General features: G+C 41.6%; 17 protein-coding genes. All 17 read left to right on the top strand.

Annotation, left to right across the window (positions count from 1 at the left end; translation table 11 throughout):
* Window positions 1-2 precede the first annotated feature (2 nt).
* Complete coding sequence (locus tag FXF70_RS13690; protein WP_024720362.1) at window positions 3-2,030, top strand: chemotaxis protein CheA; 2,028 nt, start codon at window positions 3-5, stop codon at window positions 2,028-2,030.
* Window positions 2,031-2,054: 24 nt separating this feature from the next.
* Window positions 2,055-2,516 carry a chemotaxis protein CheW gene (locus FXF70_RS13685; protein WP_008344771.1) on the top strand — a complete coding sequence of 154 codons (462 nt, stop codon included), beginning with the start codon at window positions 2,055-2,057 and terminating at the stop codon, window positions 2,514-2,516.
* A 12-nt stretch (window positions 2,517-2,528) separates the two neighbouring features.
* The gene (locus FXF70_RS13680; RefSeq protein ID WP_007499567.1) at window positions 2,529-3,155 is read left to right on the top strand and encodes a chemotaxis protein CheC; all 627 of its coding nucleotides are present in this window, start codon (window positions 2,529-2,531) and stop codon (window positions 3,153-3,155) included.
* Entirely contained in the window at window positions 3,155-3,655 is a 501-nt protein-coding gene (locus FXF70_RS13675) for a chemotaxis protein CheD (RefSeq protein ID WP_007499566.1), read from the top strand. Before FXF70_RS13680 ends, FXF70_RS13675 begins: the two co-directional genes overlap by 1 nt.
* Window positions 3,656-3,679: 24 nt before the next feature.
* The gene (locus FXF70_RS13670; protein ID WP_007499565.1) at window positions 3,680-4,447 is read left to right on the top strand and encodes a FliA/WhiG family RNA polymerase sigma factor; all 768 of its coding nucleotides are present in this window, start codon (window positions 3,680-3,682) and stop codon (window positions 4,445-4,447) included.
* 21 nt (window positions 4,448-4,468) lie between these two features.
* Window positions 4,469-5,008: a hypothetical protein gene (locus FXF70_RS13665; protein WP_048001563.1), complete on the top strand. Its 540-nt coding sequence runs from the start codon at window positions 4,469-4,471 to the stop codon at window positions 5,006-5,008.
* A 155-nt stretch (window positions 5,009-5,163) separates the two neighbouring features.
* Entirely contained in the window at window positions 5,164-5,898 is a 735-nt protein-coding gene (gene rpsB, locus FXF70_RS13660) for a 30S ribosomal protein S2 (RefSeq protein WP_025207335.1), read from the top strand.
* A 91-nt stretch (window positions 5,899-5,989) separates the two neighbouring features.
* On the top strand, window positions 5,990-6,871 hold the full coding sequence (gene tsf, locus FXF70_RS13655; protein WP_007499558.1) for a translation elongation factor Ts: 882 nt from the start codon (window positions 5,990-5,992) through the stop codon (window positions 6,869-6,871).
* 134 nt (window positions 6,872-7,005) lie between these two features.
* Window positions 7,006-7,728 carry a UMP kinase gene (pyrH, locus tag FXF70_RS13650; protein ID WP_008344767.1) on the top strand — a complete coding sequence of 241 codons (723 nt, stop codon included), beginning with the start codon at window positions 7,006-7,008 and terminating at the stop codon, window positions 7,726-7,728.
* A gap of 1 nt (window position 7,729) precedes the next feature.
* A complete protein-coding gene (frr, locus tag FXF70_RS13645) occupies window positions 7,730-8,287 on the top strand; it encodes a ribosome recycling factor (RefSeq protein ID WP_008344764.1) in 558 nt (185 codons plus the stop codon).
* A 129-nt stretch (window positions 8,288-8,416) separates the two neighbouring features.
* Window positions 8,417-9,199 carry an undecaprenyl pyrophosphate synthase gene (locus tag FXF70_RS13640; RefSeq protein ID WP_007499552.1) on the top strand — a complete coding sequence of 261 codons (783 nt, stop codon included), beginning with the start codon at window positions 8,417-8,419 and terminating at the stop codon, window positions 9,197-9,199.
* Window positions 9,200-9,211: 12 nt separating this feature from the next.
* The gene (locus FXF70_RS13635) at window positions 9,212-10,006 is read left to right on the top strand and encodes a phosphatidate cytidylyltransferase (protein ID WP_007499550.1); all 795 of its coding nucleotides are present in this window, start codon (window positions 9,212-9,214) and stop codon (window positions 10,004-10,006) included.
* A 39-nt stretch (window positions 10,007-10,045) separates the two neighbouring features.
* Complete coding sequence (dxr, locus tag FXF70_RS13630; protein WP_019744167.1) at window positions 10,046-11,197, top strand: 1-deoxy-D-xylulose-5-phosphate reductoisomerase; 1,152 nt, start codon at window positions 10,046-10,048, stop codon at window positions 11,195-11,197.
* A gap of 6 nt (window positions 11,198-11,203) precedes the next feature.
* Window positions 11,204-12,469, top strand: coding sequence for an RIP metalloprotease RseP (gene rseP / locus FXF70_RS13625; RefSeq protein WP_007499546.1), 1,266 nt, complete (start codon window positions 11,204-11,206; stop codon window positions 12,467-12,469).
* A gap of 80 nt (window positions 12,470-12,549) precedes the next feature.
* Window positions 12,550-14,247 (top strand): proline--tRNA ligase, encoded by a 1,698-nt coding sequence (locus FXF70_RS13620; protein ID WP_024720366.1) that lies wholly within the window; start codon window positions 12,550-12,552, stop codon window positions 14,245-14,247.
* Window positions 14,248-14,322: 75 nt separating this feature from the next.
* A complete protein-coding gene (locus FXF70_RS13615) occupies window positions 14,323-18,636 on the top strand; it encodes a PolC-type DNA polymerase III (protein WP_017367257.1) in 4,314 nt (1,437 codons plus the stop codon).
* A gap of 420 nt (window positions 18,637-19,056) precedes the next feature.
* Window positions 19,057-20,907, top strand: coding sequence for a glycoside hydrolase family 9 protein (locus tag FXF70_RS13610; protein ID WP_035392050.1), 1,851 nt, complete (start codon window positions 19,057-19,059; stop codon window positions 20,905-20,907).
* Window positions 20,908-20,920: the final 13 nt, after the last annotated feature.

Below are 20,920 nucleotides of genomic sequence, written 5' to 3'. Positions count from 1 at the left end.
CGTTGGATGTAAACCAATACTTAGATATCTTTTTAGATGAAAGCAGAGAACACTTACAAACTTGTAATGAAAAACTTCTTGAATTAGAAAAGAACCCAACAGACTTGCAGCTAGTGAATGATATATTCAGAGCCGCTCATACACTGAAAGGCATGAGTGCAACGATGGGCTTTGATGATATGGCTCAATTAACACATCATTTAGAAAACATGTTTGATGCCATCAGAAACGAACAAATGATTGTCACTCCTGAATCAATGGATACGATGTTTGAAGCACTCGATCACCTTGAAGCAATGGTTCAATCGATTGCAGAGGGCGGGGATGGAAAACGTGATGTCACGGAGATTAGTAAAAAACTAGATGTGACAGGAAGCCATGCAGAAACAGCATCTGCCGTTGAGACTGCTGAAGCATCATCAGCTGCAAGCGACCTAGACTATAACGAATTTGAACGAACAGTTCTTGATGAAGCGAGAGAACAAGGCTTTAAATGTTATGAGTTGAACGTGACATTAAGTGACGCATGCTTATTAAAAGCCGTTCGTGTCTATATGATTTTTGAAAGACTGAACGAAGCAGGAGAAGTTGTCAAAACGGTTCCGAATGCAGAACTTTTAGAATCAGAAGATTTTGAATCTGAATTCAGCATTTCTTACTTATCGAAACAGCCGATGGAAGAAGTGAAAAAAATCGTGACAGCGATCTCAGAGGTTGAACAAGTGGAGATTTCTGAAGTCTCTGCCTTTGAAGAAGCGGCTCCTGCTGAAACAAAAGCAGAGAAACCTGAGCAGAAAAATGAAGAAGTCGCAGCGCCTGCTGCTAAAGCGCCAGCAAACGATGCGCCAAAAGCAAATGGCAATAACGGTGCAGCTGCCGGCGGAACGAAAACGATCCGTGTCAACATCGATCGTCTAGATTCACTTATGAACCTGTTTGAAGAGCTTGTCATTGATAGAGGACGTTTAGAACAGATTGCCAAAGAACTTGAAAACAACGAACTAACGGATACAGTGGAAAGAATGTCCCGTATTTCTGGAGACCTGCAATCGATCATCTTGAACATGAGAATGGTGCCTGTAGAAACGGTGTTTAACAGATTCCCACGTATGATTCGTCAATTGACGAAAGAGCTCAATAAGAAAATTGAACTGATCATTGAAGGTGCTGAGACAGAGCTTGATCGAACAGTGATCGATGAAATTGGCGATCCGCTCTTACACTTACTTAGAAACAGTCTCGATCACGGGATTGAATCACCAGAAGAACGTGTGAAAAAAGGCAAACCAGAAAAAGGAACTGTTCTTTTAAAAGCATATCATAGCGGAAACCATGTCTTCATTGAAGTCGAAGATGATGGCGGCGGAATTAACCGTAAAAAGGTCCTTGAAAAAGCATTAGAGCGCGGAGTTATTACAGAAAGAGAAGCGGAAACGCTTGAAGATCACCAAATTGATTCATTGATCTTTGCAGCAGGGTTCTCTACAGCTGATACGATTTCTGATATCTCGGGCCGAGGTGTAGGTCTTGACGTTGTGAAAAACAAGCTCGAATCATTAGGTGGTTCTGTAAGTATTAACTCAACAGAAGGTCAAGGCTCACTGTTCTCAATTCAGCTTCCACTCACATTATCGATCATTTCCGTACTTCTTGTGAAACTAGAGGAAGAAACATTTGCTATTCCAATTTCTTCTATTATAGAAACGGCTGTCATTAAGAAGAGTGACATCCTTCAAACGCATGATCGTGAAGTCATTGATTTCCGTGGATTTATCGTACCGGTTGTGTACTTGAAGAAACAGTTCAACGTACCAAATGCGAATGATTTAGAAGAAGAACTGCACATTATTGTTGTCCGTAAAGGAGACAAGCTAACAGCATTTGTGGTCGATTCGTTTATCGGTCAGCAAGAGGTTGTATTGAAATCACTTGGAGATTACCTACCAAACGTATTTGCGATATCAGGCGCAACAATCTTAGGTGACGGTCAGGTTGCACTCATCGTTGACTGTAATGCACTGATTAAGTAAAAAACAATAGAGGAGCGGTCTGAAATGAGTACAGATATCAAAACTGGCGAAAAGATGATTGTGTTTATCGTAAACAAAAAAGAATACGCCATTTCAGTATCAGAAGTAAAGTCCATTGAAAAATGGCAGCAGCCGACAAGAGTTCCTGGCGTTGCCCCTTATATATGCGGTGTCATTAATCTACGTGGTGTCGTGACACCTGTCATTGACCTTAGAGTGAGACTTGGATCAACTGACAACGAGATTACAGACGAAACAAGAATGATTATTGTACAAGTTGGTGACATTGAAGTCGGCTGGATTGTTGATGAAGCAAATGATGTCATTACTGTCCATCAGGAAGAGGTAGAATCTTCTACTGATTCAGCTGAAAAAGAAGGACTGTCATGGGTGACAGGAATTATTAAGCATGATCAGCGTCTATTCAATATCATTCATGCTGGTGCGGTCCTCGACAAGAGCGTGCAAGATGCACCTGTTCATTAAGGGGGATGTGAGATGAGCATTTTCAATGAAATTAAAGATGAACAGCTAGATATATTAAGTGAGGTTGGGAATATCGGAGCAGGCCATGCAGCGTCTGCTCTTGCCAGCCTATTGAATCGCAAAATTGATATGGCTGTTCCTTTTGTCAAAGTTCTCTCGTTTGAAGATTTAATGGATTTCTTTGGTGGAGCAGACCTTCCAGTTGCCAGTATCTTTTTGCGAATGGAGGGTGATCTTACCGGTTCAATCTTTTTCATTATGCCGTTTGAACAAGCTGAACAATTTGTAAGAGAGCTTGTTCAGGACCCAGCATTTGATATTGATACGATTCATGAACACATGCTAGGAACATCAGCGCTTCATGAGTTAGGAAATATTTTAGCAGGCTCTTATTTATCAGCACTTGCCGATTTAACAAAACTGCAGCTTCACCCAAGTGTTCCAGATGTCACGCTCGACATGTTTGGGGCTGTCATTAGTGAAGGATTAATGCAGTTTAGCCCTCTCGGCGATCAGGCGATTGTGATTGATACATCGATTTTCGATGATCAAAATCAGCAAGAGCTGAAAGGAAATATGTTTCTATTACCAGACTTTGAATCGTTTGAAAAACTGTTCAAAGCATTAGGTAACCTATAATGAACGTGCAGATTCCGGCAGTTGTAAAGGTTGGTATAGCGGATGTTCAGCTTGTGAAAACACCGGACCGTATTCGGACATCCGGTCTCGGTTCTTGCGTAGGACTTGTCCTTTTTGACCAAGAAAAAAAACTGGCAGGACTTGTCCATGTCATGCTTCCAGACTCCTCTCTTTCAAAAGGAGCGGTAGAGAACTTGGCTAAGTATGCAGATACAGGTGTCAAGCATACAATTGATCTGCTCTTAAAAGAAGGAGCGCGCAAACATGCGCTAAAAGCGAAGCTTGCTGGCGGCGCAGAAATGTTTAAATTTAAGTCAACCAATGATCTGATGAGAATTGGACCTAGAAATGTATCAGCTGTGAAAGAACATCTGTCTCTTCATCATATCCCGATCATTAGTGAGGACACGGGCGGAAACAATGGACGCACGATTGAATTCGATCCGCTTACAACAGAACTTGAGATCCGCACTGTGAAACAAGGCATTATGAAGATATAACTAAGGAAGTATAGGGGGAGAAAGATGCAATCCTTAAATTACGAAGATCAGGCGCTATGGGCTAGATGGAAAGAGTGGAAGGACCCAGCTGCTGGAGATGATCTTATGCGCCGCTATATGCCGCTCGTCACATATCATGTTGGAAGAATTTCCATCGGTCTCCCGAAGTCAGTGCACAAAGAAGACTTGATCAGCCTAGGGATGCTCGGTTTATATGATGCCCTTGAAAAATTTGACCCCGGAAGAGATCTGAAGTTTGATACATATGCATCCTTCAGAATTCGCGGGGCCATCATCGACGGTCTTCGTAAAGAGGACTGGCTGCCTCGTACATCAAGAGAAAAAACAAAAAAAGTAGAAGCGGCAATTGAAAAGCTTGAACAGCGATATTTGCGAAATGTGACACCAACAGAGGTTGCTGAAGAACTCGGCATGAGTGAACAAGATGTGGTCACAACGATGAATGAAGGGTTCTTTGCGAATTTGCTCTCGATTGATGAGAAGCTGCATGATCAAGAAGACGGAGAAAACGTTCAAGTCATGATTCGCGACGAAAAGACTGTGACACCTGAAGAAAAAATGCTGAAAGATGAATTAATTGAACAGCTTGCCGAAAAAATGACAGAGCTTTCGGAAAAAGAAAAGCTTGTGATTAGTCTTTTCTATAAAGAGGAATTGACGTTAACGGAAATTGGTCAAGTGCTTAATTTATCGACCTCCCGCATTTCGCAAATTCATTCAAAGGCATTGTTCAAGCTTAAGCATCTGCTTGATAAAGCCATTCAATCTTAAAGAGTTAGTGAGTGAAAAAATATGCTATGGCTGATTAGCTTTATGCTTCATGCTGCACTTATTTATTTTGTGATCATTTTATACACGAGAATGAATTCGCTGAAGGCAACAGAACAAAAGCAGCGAGAGCTTTTAGAAGAAACGGAAAATACCCTGGCTGCATTTTTGATGGAAGTCAAAGAAGAGAATGAAAAACTATCAAAAGCTGCAGCCACTTCCCCTGATTTTTCTGCTGAAGAGCTGAAATCGGATCTTCAGACACCAAAGCAGCCACAACCACCAATTGAATCCCTGCAATCGGTAGAAAGTGAAGATCCAGTTCCAGAGCACCTGTCGGCTCTCCTTAGCGAAGTTGAGGTGCAGGAAGAGAAGGTAAACGAACCCGTTTCAAGTCTCGAAACAGAAGCTTCTGCGCCTTCTGAAAGTGAAATAGAAGAAACATTTGAGGATCAAGTAAAGGCCTTATATGATCAAGGGCTATCATTAGAAGAAATAGCGAAAGAATTAAAAACGGGCAAGACAGAAATCGAGCTTTTATTAAAATTTAGCGGAAAGCTGTAAAGGATTCTTGATTGTCAGTCCATCATGTGTTATATTATTTCTTGGTGTTAAATACACACGCTTAATGATTCGTATGAAGGTGCTGCCGTGGCGCAGTTTTATGTGAACATGACTTAAGCGGAGGAAAAAAAACCATTATATTAGGAGGCAACAACATGTCAGTTATTTCTATGAAACAATTGCTAGAAGCTGGTGTTCATTTCGGTCACCAAACACGCCGTTGGAACCCAAAAATGAAGCGTTACATCTTTACAGAGCGTAACGGTATCTACATCATCGATCTTCAAAAAACGGTGAAAAAAGTAGAGGAAGCTTACAACTTCACAAAAAACCTTGCTGCTGACGGAGGAAAAATCCTTTTCGTTGGTACGAAAAAGCAAGCACAAGATTCAGTGAAAGAAGAAGCAATCCGTTCTGGTATGTACTATGTAAACCAACGCTGGCTTGGTGGAACATTAACAAACTTTGAAACAATCCAAAAACGTATCAAACGTTTAAAAGATATCGAAAAAATGCAAGAAAACGGTACGTTCGAAGTTCTTCCTAAGAAAGAAGTCGTTCAACTGAAAAAAGAATTAGAACGTCTTGAAAAATTCCTAGGCGGAATCAAAGACATGAAGGGTCTTCCAGATGCACTTTTCATTATCGACCCTCGTAAAGAGCGTATTGCAGTTGCAGAAGCTCGTAAATTGAATATCCCAATTATCGGTATCGTTGACACAAACTGTGATCCAGACGAAATTGATGTTGTGATCCCTGCAAACGATGATGCAATCCGTGCTGTAAAACTTCTAACTGCTAAAATGGCAGATGCTATTCTTGAGTCTAAACAAGGCGAAGAAGAAGCTGTTGTAGAAGAAACGACAGAAACTGAAACAACAACTGCGTAACCTATTCAAAAGGTGATAAGAGGGAACTGCCTTTTATCACCTTTTTTTCACCTAGTAATCCGTGTTTTAACATAGAAGGAGGAAATGTAAAATGGCAATTACTGCTCAATTAGTAAAAGAACTGCGTCAAAAAACTGGTGCAGGTATGATGGACTGTAAAAAAGCGTTAACAGAAACTGATGGTGACATCGACAAAGCAATCGATCTTCTAAGAGAAAAAGGGATCGCAAAAGCTGCGAAAAAAGCAGACCGTATTGCGGCAGAAGGATTAACTCTTATTAAAACTGACGGCAACACTGGTGTTATCCTAGAAGTGAACTCTGAGACTGATTTCGTTGCGAAAAACGAAGGATTCCAAAATCTTCTTAACGAACTTGCTGATCATTTACTTGCTGCGAAACCTGCAACAATTGAAGAAGCACATGCTTCTAAAATGGAAAATGGTTCAACAGTTGAAGAACATATTACTTCTGCAATCGCGAAAATCGGAGAAAAAATTACGCTGCGCCGTTTCTCAGTCATCACAAAAGAAGATAACGCTGCATTCGGTTCTTACTTACACATGGGCGGACGCATTGGTGTATTAGCGGTTCTTAACGGAACAACTGATGAAGAGCTTGCGAGAGACATCGCAATGCACGTTGCTGCTGTAAACCCTAAATACATTTCTCGTGACCAAGTGTCTGAAGAAGAAGCAAACCGTGAGCGTGAAGTATTAACACAACAAGCGCTTCAGGAAGGAAAGCCTGAAAATATCGTTGCTAAAATGGTAGAAGGCCGTCTAAACAAATTCTTCGAAGAAATTTGCTTACTTGACCAAGCATTCGTTAAAAACCCAGATGAAAAAGTGAAACAAGTTGTAGGTGCGAAAAACGCAACTGTTCAAACTTATGTTCGCTATGAAGTGGGCGAAGGTATCGAAAAACGTCAAGACAACTTTGCTGAAGAAGTCATGAGCCAAGTGAAAAAATAATGTTTGAAAAGCTCTCTGGGGCTTTTTTAGGGAGCACAAGCACTGTGTTCCCTATTTTTTAGAGGATATTGATTTACAAAAGACGGTTTCTTACGCATAATAAGAGACGGTATAGTTTACACTTGGAGGTTATCATGAGCAAACCGAAATATAATCGCATTGTACTGAAGCTAAGTGGAGAAGCACTAGCTGGTGATGCTGGAAATGGAATTAACCCAACTGTCATTCAATCAATTGCAAAGCAAGTAAAAGAAATTGCAGAACTTGATGTTGAAGTTGCAGTCGTTGTAGGTGGAGGAAACCTTTGGCGTGGTAAGACAGGCAGTGACTTAGGAATGGACCGGGCAACAGCAGACTATATGGGGATGCTTGCAACAGTAATGAATTCATTGGCATTACAAGACAGCCTAGAAACGCTTGGCATTCAGTCTAGAGTACAAACCTCTATCGAGATGAGACAGGTTGCAGAGCCATACATAAGAAGAAAAGCGATCCGTCACCTTGAGAAGAAACGTGTCGTGATTTTTGCTGCAGGTACTGGTAACCCTTATTTCTCTACTGATACAACAGCAGCACTTCGTGCAGCTGAAATTGAAGCAGATGTCATTTTAATGGCGAAAAACAATGTAGACGGTGTCTACAGTGCTGATCCTCGTACAGATGCGGATGCAGTAAAATATGATAAGCTTTCATATCTTGATGTACTAAAAGAAGGGCTTGCTGTAATGGATTCTACTGCGTCCTCATTATGTATGGACAATGACATTCCATTAATCGTCTTCTCTATTATGGAAGAAGGAAATATTAAACGTGCCGTCAATGGCGAATCAATCGGAACGATCGTGAGGGGGAAATAACGTGTCAAAAGAAGTGTTGAACCAAACAAAAGAAAAAATGGAAAAAGCCGTTCAAGCATACGGACGTGAACTAGCAACTGTCCGTGCGGGCAGAGCTAATGCTTCCCTTTTAGACAAAGTAACAGTGGATTACTATGGTGCGCAAACACCACTAAACCAAATTGCGTCAATTACAGTGCCAGAAGCACGTATGCTGATTATCACACCTTACGATAAAACAGCGATCGGTGATATCGAAAAGGCGATCCAAAAGTCTGATCTTGGTATCACACCAACAAGTGACGGAAACGTGATCCGTATTGCGATCCCAGCACTAACAGAAGAAAGACGTAAAGAACTTGTAAAAGTTGTGAGAAAATACTCAGAAGAAGCAAAAGTAGCTGTTCGTAATGTTCGTCGTGATGCAAACGATGAATTGAAAAAGCTAGAGAAAAATGGGGAGATCACTGAAGATGAATTAAGATCATCTACAGAAGATGTTCAAAAATTGACAGATGAATATGTCGCTAAAATTGATGAAGTGACAAAAGATAAAGAAAAAGAAATCATGGAAGTTTAAGAAAAAACTATGTACAATAGATAATAGTGAAAAGACCCTCTTCATGTTTACAGGGGGTTTTTTTGTTAATACTGTTGAGGACTAAATTATTAGCGGGAACGCAACCTTTTTGGGTGATGGAGGAATCTCATGCTCAATATACTCAAAAATTGGAAGAATCAGCAAACAGCAGCTTCCAACTTAGAAAGCCTGACAAAAGAAGACATATTAAATGGAGAAATTCCTGAACATATCGCCATTATCATGGATGGGAATGGAAGATGGGCGAAGAAACGTGCGCTTCCACGGGTAGCAGGACATCATGAAGGAATGAAAGTTGTCAAGCGCATGACCAAGCTTGCAAATGAGCTGAATGTCAAAGTGCTGACTTTGTATGCTTTCTCTACAGAAAATTGGAAACGTCCAAAACTAGAAGTAGACTTTTTAATGAAGCTTCCTGAAGAGTTTCTAAACATCTATCTGCCTGAACTCATCGAGGAAAATGTCCGTGTACGTTTAACAGGTGATCCAGACGGCCTCCCGCAGCATACGAAAAAAGCGGTAGAGAACGCAGTGAAGAGTACGGCGAATAATGACGGACTCATTTTAAATTTTGCGCTCAATTATGGAGGACGGACAGAAATTATTTCTGCATGCAGACAAATTTCTGAAAAAGTCAAAGAAGGCAAGCTTCGAGCAGAAGACATCACAGAAGAGATGTTTTCAGCTTATTTAATGACAGAATCTCTTCAAGATCCGGATTTGCTTATTCGTACGAGTGGAGAAATTAGATTAAGCAACTTTATGCTTTGGCAAATTGCATACAGCGAGTTTGTCTTTACGGATGTGCTTTGGCCTGACTTTTCTGATGAGCATCTCATAGGCGCTATCGGAGAGTACCAGCGCCGCGGCCGGAGGTTCGGTGGAATTTAGAGGGTGGTGCAGATGAAACAAAGAATTTTGACGGGTGTTCTGGCAGCTGCAGTGTTTTTACTTGCAGTGATTTATGGACAAATGCCATTTACCCTGCTGATTTATTTAATGGGAAGTGTCGCTCTCTTTGAGCTTCTTAGAATGAAAAAGATTTCGATTTTCAGCTTTCCTGGCATTGTCAGCTTAATATTGCTTTGGCTTTTAATGGGCGGAGAAAATAGCTTCTTCCCGAACGTAGACGCATCAAAAATGCAGATTGCTTTATTTGCAGTCTTAATCCTTTTAACTTATACAGTTCTGAGTAAAAACTCTTTCACATTCGATGAGGTTGCTTTTGTTATATTAGCCACATTATATATTGGCGTTAGTTTCTATTATTTTATTCAAATTAGAGGCTTGTATGGCATGAGTGCGATCTTCTTCGCAGCGGTGATTATTTGGTCCACTGACTCAGGTGCCTATTTTATTGGGAAATCTATGGGGAAACGAAAGCTTTGGCCAGAGATCAGCCCAAACAAAACAGTAGAAGGATTTATCGGCGGAATCGTCACAGCGGTTGTGCTGTCACTTGTGTTCCAGGCGGTTACAGGATTTTTGCCATCATATCTGCTTGTTATGTTTATTACTCTTTTGCTCAGTATTTTTGGACAGCTTGGCGACCTTGTGGAATCTGCTTTAAAGCGTCATTACCATGTGAAGGATTCAGGGACAATACTCCCAGGTCATGGCGGAATTTTGGACAGGTTTGACAGCTTTTTATTCGTTCTGCCGTTTTTATATTTATTGCTGGCCACGTTTGCTAGCTAACCTCATAGAAACTAATTGAACGAGAGAAGGAGTGGCAATTTGAAATATATTTCGCTATTAGGCGCAACAGGATCAATTGGAGAACAAACATTAGATGTGATCAGGCAGCATCCAGACAAATTCAAGTTGAAAGCGATGACGTTTGGCAGAAATATAGACAAGGCCATCCCTATCATTGAACAATTTCAGCCTGAATTCGTTGGATGTGTAGACGAAGAGACCTATCGCACGTTAAAAGGTCATTCATTTCAATACGATGTTAAAATGGCTGCGGGTGATGAAGCGAACATCGAAGCAGCGACCTATGATGCAGTGGATGTTGTGGTCAATGCACTGGTAGGAAGTGTCGGACTTGTGCCGACATTAAAAGCCATTGAACAAAAAAAGACGATCGCACTTGCAAATAAGGAAACACTTGTGACAGCTGGTCATATAGTAAAAGAGTACGCCAAAAAGTATGACGTGCCTTTACTTCCTGTCGATAGTGAACACTCCGCTATTTTTCAATCCCTGCAAGGTGAACAAGCTAAAAACATTGAACGCTTAATCGTCACAGCTTCAGGCGGCAGTTTCCGAGATAAAAAACGCACGGAGCTTGAAGGTGTAACGGTTGAAGAAGCGCTGAATCATCCGAACTGGTCCATGGGCGCAAAAATCACGATCGATTCAGCGACCATGATGAATAAGGGGCTTGAGGTGATTGAGGCGCACTGGCTGTTTGATATCCCATACGATCAAATTGATGTGCTGTTACATAAAGAGAGCATCATCCATTCCATGGTGGAATTCCATGACAAAAGTGTCATGGCTCAGTTAGGTACACCTGACATGAGGGTTCCGATTCAATACGCGCTCACTTATCCTGATAGAGCGCCATTAAAAGAAGCGAAATCATTAAACCTTTGGGAGATTGGACAATTAAATTTCCAAAAAGCGGATTTTGACAGGTATCGCTGCTTACATTTTGCTTATGAATCAGGTAAAATAGGAGGGACAATGCCTACTGTGCTTAATGCAGCCAATGAAATAGCTGTTGATGCATTTCTAAAAGGCAAAGTAACGTTCCTGCAAATTGAAGAATTGATTGAAAAGGCACTGAACAGACATCATGTGATTTCAACGCCTAGTTTGCAAGATATCCATGAAGTGGACAAAGATACACGAGACTTTGTTCAATCAATCCTCGCATAAGGTGGTATGTTCGTGAATACAGTGATTGCGTTTATTATTATTTTTGGAACGCTCGTTTTTTTCCACGAGCTTGGCCATTTAATTATGGCGCAGCGCGCAGGCATTTTATGCCGCGAGTTCGCAATTGGTTTTGGACCGAAGATTTTCTCCTTTAAACGAAAAGAAACCGTCTATACCATCAGACTTCTGCCAATCGGCGGATTTGTTAAAATGGCTGGAGAAGACCCTGAAGTCATTGAAATTAAACCGGGTCATACAGTGGGGCTCTTATTCAATGAGCAAAATGAAGTAGAAAAAATCATTTTAAATGATAAAGAGAAATATCCTGATGCACTTGTCATTGAAGTTGAACAAATTGATTTAGATCATGCGATGAGAATTTCAGGATATGAGGCTGGAAATGAAGACATTCTGACTGGCTACAATGTAAGCCAAACAAGCTTCTATATTGCAGATGGTGAAGAAATTCAAATTGCGCCATACAACCGTCAGTTTGGTTCAAAAACAGTATGGCAGCGTATTAAAGCCATTGCAGCTGGACCGATTATGAACTTTATCCTGGCATATGTGATTCTAGTGGCTTTAGGATTTATTCAAGGTGTAACCGTGGATGATCCTGTACTTGGTAAGCTGACAAAAGACGGCCGGGCAGCGCAAGCTGGGCTTATGCAGGGAGATCATATCGTTTCAATTAATGGGGATAAAATGAATTCTTGGACAGATGTTGTTCAAACGGTTCAAAAGAACCCAGATAAAAAAATGAATGTCGTCATTGACCGAGATGGCAAAGAAAGCACCATTCAAGTTGTACCGGAAGCTGTGAAGGCCGAAGGAAAAACCATTGGTCGTTTTGGCTCTTATCCGCCAACGGAAAACGGCTTTCTCAAAGTCATTTCATCCTCAGGCACTACAGTGATATCTACAGCAGGTCTCATCTTAACGAACTTGCAAAAGATTGTCACAGGACAATTTTCATTAGATATGCTTGCAGGTCCTGTTGGAATATATGACATGACAGGAGAAGTAGCGAAACAAGGTGTGTTAACATTAATGCAGTTTGCTGCGTTTCTTAGTATCAACTTAGGGATCGTGAATTTATTACCGATTCCTGCATTAGACGGAGGAAGATTACTTTTCCTATTCGTTGAAGCCATTCGCGGCAAACCAATTAATCGTGAGAAAGAGGCACTTGTTGTCTTCATTGGTGTTGCGTTCCTCATGCTATTAATGCTAGTAGTGACATGGAATGACATCCAGCGATTATTTTTATAAAAACCATTGTCTCTTGTTTCTCATTATGGGAAACAAGAGTTTTTGTGAGAAGTCCTATTTCTTAAATGAGGTGTAACGACATGAGACAATCCCTGACTTTCATTCCAACTCTTCGAGAGGTGCCAGCAGATGCTGAGGCAAAAAGTCATCAGCTATTAGTAAGAGCTGGATTTATTAGACAAAACACGAGCGGTATCTATCATTACCTGCCGTTAGCACATAAAGTGATTCAGCACATTCAAGCCATTGTTCGCAAGGAAATGGAAAAGGCGGGAGCAGCTGAGCTGTTAATGCCAGTGCTGCAGCAAGCAGAAATGTGGCAAGAGTCAGGAAGATGGTATACATACGGTCCAGAACTCATGCGTATGAAAGATCGTCACGGCCGCGAGTTTGCACTTGGCCCAACACACGAAGAAGTGATCACATCACTCGTACGCAGTGAAGTCAAATCGTATAAAAAGCTTCCTTTGACACTATATCAAATCCAATCTAAATTCCGTGATGAACAAAGACCTCGCTTTGGGTTATTGCGCGGACGTGAATTTATTATGAAGGACGCCTATTCATTCCACTCTTCACCAGAGAGCCTTGATGACACATACAACAAAATGTTTACAGCTTACTCGAATGTCTTTTCAAAAGTAGGCCTTAACTTTAGACCAGTCATTGCCGATTCTGGGGCAATGGGAGGAAAAGATACACATGAGTTTATGGCACTGTCAGAAGTAGGAGAAGATACAATCGCATACTCTGACACATCTTCCTACGCTGCGAACATTGAAATGGCTGAGGCTGTGTATCACGGAGAAGAAGCAAACCCTGCGGACTTCAAAGAACTTGAGAAAGTACACACGCCGCAGGTGAAGACAATACAAGATGTTGCGTCATTCTTAGAAGTGGCTCCTTCTACATGTATCAAATCTGTCTTGTTTAAAGCGGACGATGCGTATGTACTTGTTCTGACAAGAGGCGATCATGAAGTAAATGATGTGAAAGTGAAAAACTTAGTTGGAGCACAGCTTGTAGAGCTTGCTTCACGTGAGGAAGTACTAGACGTGATTGGAACAGAACCAGGATTTGTTGGACCAGTGAAGCTTGAAGCGGAAGTAACGATTTATGCAGACCACGCTGTAAAAGGAATGACAAATGCAGTTGCAGGTGCAAATGAATCGGATTATCACTATGTCAATGTTAATCCTGCTCGTGATCTGTCAGTGAAGGAATATACAGATCTTCGCTTGATTCAAGAAGGGGACGTTTCTCCAGATGGAGAAGGCACGATCCAGTTCGCAAAAGGAATTGAAGTAGGACAAGTCTTTAAGCTAGGCACGCGTTATTCAGAGGCAATGGATGCAACATACCTCGATGAAAATGGACGTGCGCAGCCAATGATCATGGGCTGCTATGGTATTGGAATTTCTAGAACCCTTTCTGCGATTGTTGAACAGCATCATGATGATAAGGGGATTATTTGGCCAGAAACAGTTGCGCCATATGATCTTCATCTACTTGCCTTAAATATGAAAAACGATGCACAAAAGGAACTGGCTGAAACGCTGTATGAGCGTTTACAGGAAGAGGGCTATGAAGTCCTTTTCGATGACCGCCAAGAGCGTGCAGGCGTCAAATTTGCCGACAGTGACTTAATTGGACTGCCAATTCGCATTAGCTGCGGGAAACGTTCAGAAGAAGGAATTGTCGAAGTGAAATTCAGAAAATCAGGTGAATCACACGAAGTATCTGTTGATGAACTGATTTCATTTATACGCCAAGCATAAAAAACGAACAAAAAAATGAAGGTACCTCCTGCAAAAAAGAGGTACCTTTCTGATTTGCAAAAGGAGGGTCCTGTCTTGGATGAACAATTACCGATTACCCGGCGGCAATTTCATATATTACTCAATCAGATTCAAATGACAGATGATGACCTCAGTCGTTACTTTGAAGAAGGCGAGATCGTCAAATTGACGGTGCATAAGGCGGCAAAAACGTGGCATTTCCATTTTAAATTTAAGGCGCTTTTGCCTTACCAAGTATATGCAATGTTTTTAAGCAGGCTGACAAATGCATTTTCTCATATCGCACAAGTCACTTGTACGATTGAAGTCAATGATCCGCACATATCTGAAGAGCTCGTTCAATCGTATTGGTCACATTGTGTGGAAGAGCTTCAAGGAATTTCTCCCCCAATCATCAGCTTGCTTCAACAGCAAAAACCAGCGCTGTCTGGACATAAGATCATCATCAAAACAAAAAGCGAAACTGAGGCTCTGGCCATCAAGAAGAAATATAGCCCAATGCTTCAGGCTGCATTTAAACAAGTTGGTTTTCCAGAACTTCAATTTGATACAGAAATTTTTGTATCAGATCAAGAGATTCAGAAGTTCAGAGAACAAAAACTTGCTGAAGATCAAGAAAGAGCCATGCAAGCCCTTGTTGAGATGGAGAAGAAGGAAAGTGAGGATCAAGAGGAAGCTCCTTCTGGCCCTCTGATGATTGGCTATCAAATCAAAGACAATGAAGAAATACGTACGCTTGATAGTATTATGGACGAAGAAAGACGAATCACCGTCCAAGGGTACGTGTTTGATGCAGAAACGCGCGAACTAAAAAGCGGCAGAACCCTTTGTATCTTTAAAATTACCGATTATACGAATAGTATTTTGATCAAAATGTTTGCGAGAGAAAAAGAAGATGCTCAGCTCATGAAATCCTTGAAAAAAGGGATGTGGGTCAAAGCAAGAGGAAGCATTCAAAACGATACGTTTGTGAGAGATCTTGTCATGATCGCAAATGACGTCAATGAAATGAAACCTCAGCTGAAAGAAGATACTGCACCTGAGGGAGAAAAGCGTGTTGAGCTTCATTTGCATTCGCCAATGAGCCAGATGGATGCTGTCACTGGCATCGGTAAACTTGTTGAACAAGCAAAAAAATGGGGGCATGAGGCCATTGCCCTGACAGATCACGCCGTTGTACAATCCTTTCCAGATGCGTATGCAGCAAGTAAAAAGCATGGCATCAAAATGATGTACGGGGTGGAAATCAATTTAGTCGACGACGGGGTACCGATTGCGTATAATCCAGAGCACCGCTTGTTAGAAGATGCGACGTTTGTCGTATTTGATGTTGAGACAACAGGACTCTCTGCTGTGTATGATACGATCATTGAGCTTGCAGCCGTGAAAATCAAAGGCGGGGAAATCATTGACCGCTTTGAGGCATTTGCAAACCCTCATCATCCGTTATCAGCAACAACCATTGAACTAACCGGTATCACGGATGACATGGTGAGAGATGCACCAGATGTGGTCGATGTTGTTCGAGATTTCAAAGAGTGGATTGGACAAGATATCCTTGTTGCTCACAATGCGAGCTTTGATATGGGCTTTTTAAATGCAGCATATAAGCGACTGTTAAAAACCGATAAAGCGTCAAACCCTGTCATTGATACACTAGAACTCGGCCGATTCCTTTATCCAGAATTTAAAAATCACCGGCTGAACACGCTGTGTAAAAAGTTCGATATTGAACTCACGCAGCATCACCGGGCGATTTATGATGCAGAAGCAACTGGTTACCTCATGCTGAAGATGCTAAAAGATGCGGCTGAAAAAGAGATTGCCTACCACGATCAATTGAACGAAAACATGGGGCAGTCCAATGCGTATCAGCGCTCACGTCCTTACCATGCAACGGTGATTGCACAAAATGAGACGGGTCTAAAGAATTTATTTAAGCTTGTTTCACTTTCTCATATTCATTATTTCTACCGCGTGCCGCGTATCCCGCGCTCACAGCTTGAGAAATATCGAGAAGGTTTAATTGTTGGGTCTGCTTGTGATAAGGGTGAAGTGTTTGAAGGGATGATGCAGAAGTCACCTGATGAGGTAGAAGACATTGCTGCATTTTACGACTATTTAGAAGTTCATCCGCCAGAAGTGTATCAGCATTTACTCCAGCTGGAGCTTGTTCGGGATGAACGTGCATTAAAAGAGATCATCACAAACATTGTAAAACTTGGTGAAAAACTGAATAAACCAGTCGTGGCGACTGGAAATGTGCACTACCTGCATCCAGAAGACAAAATTTATCGCAAAATCTTAATTTCATCACAAGGCGGGGCGAATCCACTCAATCGTCATGAACTGCCAAAAGTTCATTTTAGAACAACTGATGAAATGCTAGAAGCCTTCTCTTTCCTAGGGGACGAAAAGGCGAAAGAGATTGTCGTGACGAATACGCAAAAAGTATCTGAGATGGTCGAAAGTATTAAACCAATCAAAGACGATCTTTATACACCAAAAATCGAAGGTGCAGATGAAGAAATTCGGGAAATGAGCTATAACATGGCTCGCAGCATCTACGGTGACGATTTACCGAAAATTGTAGAAGACCGGATCGAGAAAGAATTAAAGAGTATTATTGGTCACGGTTTCGCTGTTATTTATTTAATTTCTCATAAGCTTGTTAAGAAATCACTTGATGATGGATATCTAGTTGGTTCAAGGGGATCAGTTGGTTCATCTCTCGTTGCGACATTAACAGAGATTACAGAAGTGAACCCGCTTGCGCCGCACTATGTATGTCCAAGTTGCAAGCACTCTGAGTTCTTTAATGATGGATCGGTTGGCTCAGGATTTGACCTTCCTGATAAAGACTGTCCTGAATGCGGGACGCCGTATAAAAAAGACGGACACGATATTCCGTTTGAAACGTTCTTAGGTTTTAAAGGAGATAAAGTGCCTGATATCGACTTGAACTTCTCAGGAGAATATCAGCCGATTGCCCATAACTATACGAAAGAGCTGTTTGGTGAAGAGTATGTATACCGCGCAGGTACAATCGGTACCGTTGCAGAAAAAACGGCATATGGTTATGTGAAAGGCTACGCAGGAGATCATAACCTTCATATGAGAGGTGCTGAAATTGACCGGCTCGTACAGGGCTGTACGGGGGTCAAACGGACAACGGGCCAACATCCAGGCGGTATTATCGTCGTGCCGGATTATATGGACATTTACGATTTCTCACCAATTCAATATCCAGCAGATGCGACAGGTTCTGATTGGAAAACGACGCATTTTGATTTCCATTCAATCCATGATAACTTGCTGAAACTAGATATTCTTGGACACGATGATCCAACGGTCATTCGGATGCTACAGGACTTGAGCGGAATTGACCCAAAAACGATTCCGACAGATGATCCTGAGGTCATGAAAATCTTCCAAGGAACGGAACCTCTCGGTGTCACAGAAGAACAAATTGGATGTAAAACGGGAACACTTGGGATACCAGAGTTTGGCACAAGGTTTGTTCGTCAGATGCTTGAAGATACAAAACCGACCACCTTCTCGGAGCTTGTTCAGATCTCTGGTCTATCTCACGGTACAGATGTATGGCTCGGCAACGCCCAAGAGCTGATTCATAATAAAACGTGTGAACTAAGCGAAGTGATTGGATGTCGTGATGATATTATGGTCTATCTGATTTATCAAGGGTTAGAGCCGTCACTTGCCTTTAAAATTATGGAATCTGTTCGTAAAGGGAAGGGACTTCCTCCTGAATGGGAAGAAGAAATGAAGAATAATAACGTACCGAACTGGTACATTGATTCTTGTAAAAAGATTAAATACATGTTCCCTAAAGCCCATGCGGCTGCTTATGTATTAATGGCTGTTCGGATTGCTTATTTCAAGGTGCACCATGCACTTCTGTACTATGCGGCTTATTTTACCGTTCGTGCTGATGATTTTGATATCGAAACGATGACAAAAGGATCGAATGCGATTCGAGCGGTCATGGACGATATTAACTCAAAAGGTCTTGATGCATCACCGAAAGAGAAGAACCTATTAACTGTACTAGAGCTTGCACTTGAAATGTGTGAAAGAGGCTATCACTTTAAAAAAGTAGACCTATACCGATCAAGTGCCACTGAGTTTATCATTGATGGAGACGGGCTAATCCCGCCATTCAACTCCATCCCTGGACTCGGAACAAACGTTGCGTTAAATATTGTACGCGCACGCCAAGATGGCGAATTCCTTTCAAAAGAAGATTTACAAAAACGAGGAAAAGTGTCTAAGACCATCCTTGAGTATTTGGATCGTCAAGGCTGCTTAGAAGCACTTCCTGATCAAAACCAGCTTTCTTTGTTCTAATGTGAAAAATGAAGAGCGCCCTTAAAGGGCGTTCTTTTTATATATACAATAAAATTATTATGTAAACTAAAATATTTTAACTGGAATTATTTTCTTTTTGGTTCATATATCTTGATTTAACGTCGTGTTTTGAGAGAAGAGATTGTATGTCATTCTTTCTACCCAAATAGAGCAAAAAAGAGAATTTAGCCGTCTGAAATGTTCTCATACGACATATGATCATTTTGGGTACAGTCACATGAAGAATCAGGAGAAAACCCTCGGTGAGCGTCAAGCTGATGGCTGTTTACTATGCACATTTTTGAAACACGCTTGATTCTTTTCAACACTGTACAAAACACGTACGGAATGACAAGGAGGTGGTCATTTTTTGTTCAATGTTTCACGTTTAAGAAAAAAGAAGGGGTGAGAAGTAGGTACATGTCAGATTACAACTATGTAGAGGTGCTTCAAAAATCCATTTTGTTTTACGAAGCCCAGCGTTCCGGAAAGCTTCCTGAAAGCAATCGTCTTAACTGGCGAGGGGATTCTGGACTAGAGGATGGGAAAGATGTTGGTCATGATTTAACAGGCGGCTGGTACGATGCTGGTGATCATGTGAAGTTCGGGCTTCCGATGGCCTACTCGGCAGCCGTGCTTGCATGGACAGTCTATGAGTACCGAGAAGCTTACGAAGAGGCAGAGCTGCTTGATGATATGTTAGATCAAATCAAGTGGGCAACCGATTATTTTTTGAAAGCCCATACAGGTCCAAATGAATTTTGGGCACAAGTAGGCGATGGGAATGCGGATCATGGCTGGTGGGGTCCAGCAGAAGTGATGCCAATGAACCGGCCAGCATTTAAAATTGATGAACATTGTCCAGGAACAGAAGTAGCCGCCCAAACCGCAGCCGCTTTAGCAGCAGGTTCAATTATTTTTAAAGAAACAGACGCGCCTTATGCAGCAAAGCTTCTCACCCATGCAAAGCAGCTTTATGCATTTGCTGACCAATATCGCGGTGAGTATACAGATTGTGTCACCAATGCTCAGCCATTTTATAACTCCTGGAGCGGCTATATTGATGAGCTCATTTGGGGTGGAATATGGCTGTACTTGGCGACAAATGACCAGACCTATTTAAACAAAGCACTAAAAGCAGTAGAAGAATGGCCGAAGGATTGGGACTATACGTTTACGATGTCGTGGGACAATACCTTTTTTGCTTCGCAAATTTTACTTGCGAGAATCACAAAGGAGAAAAGGTTTATCGAATCGACGGAGCGTAATCTCGATTACTGGTCGACGGGTTTTGTTCAAAATGGAAAAGTAGAAAGAATCACTTATACGCCTGGCGGACTAGCGTGGTTAGATCAATGGGGTTCACTTCGTTATACAGCAAATGCTGCATTTTTAGCGTTTGTGTACGCAGATTGGGTCTCTGATCAAGAAAAAAAGAATCGATACCAAACGTTTGCGATCAGGCAAACACACTATATGTTAGGGGATAATCCGCAAAATAGAAGCTATGTCGTTGGGTTTGGCAAAAATCCGCCGATGCATCCACACCATCGAACTGCACATGGCTCATGGTCTAATCAGCTGACAACTCCTTCTTCTCATCGGCACACGCTTTATGGAGCGCTTGTTGGTGGGCCTAATGCACAGGATCAGTATACCGATGACATCTCTGACTATGTATCAAACGAGGTAGCAACAGACTATAATGCCGCCTTTACTGGAAATGTAGCCAAAATGGTGCAGCTGTTTGGTCAGGGGCAGTCAAAGCTGCCGAATTTTCCGCCTAAAGAAAAAGTGGAAGATGAGTTTTTTGTAGAGGCAGCTGTCATGAGTAACGATACAACATCTACTCAGATCAAAGCCATTCTATACAATCGATCAGGCTGGCCGGCAAGAAGTAGTCAATCACTTTCTTTTAGATATTATGTCAATCTGAGCGAGATATTTGCGAAGGGATTCACTGATAAAGATATTCAAGTGACAGCTGTCTACAATGAAGGCGCTTCCTTATCTCCGTTAACGGTGTATGACGCATCATCCCATATCTATTTTACAGAAATCGATTTTACTGGCGTAGCTATTTTTCCAGGAGGCGAATCGCTTCATAAGAAGGAAATACAGTTCCGGTTATCTGCGCCAAATGGTGCGAATATATGGGATGCCTCAAATGATTATTCCTTTCAAGGATTAACATCCAATATGCAAAAAACAGCGAGAATTCCTGTTTTTGATCAAGGTGATTTAGTATTTGGTACGCTTCCGAATAAATAAATATAAAGGGTGA

The organism is Bacillus sp. Y3, assembly GCF_008123875.1.
Taxonomy (GTDB): Bacteria; Bacillota; Bacilli; order Bacillales; family Bacillaceae; genus Bacillus; species Bacillus altitudinis.
This window is presented reverse-complemented; position numbering and strand designations above follow the sequence as displayed.

Bases quoted from the DNA above. Each gene is read 5' to 3' on its own strand.
- rseP (WP_007499546.1), top strand. From the start codon at position 11,204: ATGTTCGTGAATACAGTGATTGCGTTTATTATTATTTTTGGAACGCTC.
- pyrH (WP_008344767.1), top strand. From the start codon at position 7,006: ATGAGCAAACCGAAATATAATCGCATTGTACTGAAGCTAAGTGGAGAA.
- FXF70_RS13675 (WP_007499566.1), top strand. From the start codon at position 3,155: ATGAACGTGCAGATTCCGGCAGTTGTAAAGGTTGGTATAGCGGATGTT.
- FXF70_RS13665 (WP_048001563.1), top strand. From the start codon at position 4,469: ATGCTATGGCTGATTAGCTTTATGCTTCATGCTGCACTTATTTATTTT.
- FXF70_RS13685 (WP_008344771.1), top strand. From the start codon at position 2,055: ATGAGTACAGATATCAAAACTGGCGAAAAGATGATTGTGTTTATCGTA.
- FXF70_RS13640 (WP_007499552.1), top strand. From the start codon at position 8,417: ATGCTCAATATACTCAAAAATTGGAAGAATCAGCAAACAGCAGCTTCC.
- FXF70_RS13610 (WP_035392050.1), top strand. From the start codon at position 19,057: ATGTCAGATTACAACTATGTAGAGGTGCTTCAAAAATCCATTTTGTTT.
- FXF70_RS13680 (WP_007499567.1), top strand. From the start codon at position 2,529: ATGAGCATTTTCAATGAAATTAAAGATGAACAGCTAGATATATTAAGT.
- FXF70_RS13620 (WP_024720366.1), top strand. From the start codon at position 12,550: ATGAGACAATCCCTGACTTTCATTCCAACTCTTCGAGAGGTGCCAGCA.
- FXF70_RS13670 (WP_007499565.1), top strand. From the start codon at position 3,680: ATGCAATCCTTAAATTACGAAGATCAGGCGCTATGGGCTAGATGGAAA.
- rpsB (WP_025207335.1), top strand. From the start codon at position 5,164: ATGTCAGTTATTTCTATGAAACAATTGCTAGAAGCTGGTGTTCATTTC.
- tsf (WP_007499558.1), top strand. From the start codon at position 5,990: ATGGCAATTACTGCTCAATTAGTAAAAGAACTGCGTCAAAAAACTGGT.
- FXF70_RS13635 (WP_007499550.1), top strand. From the start codon at position 9,212: ATGAAACAAAGAATTTTGACGGGTGTTCTGGCAGCTGCAGTGTTTTTA.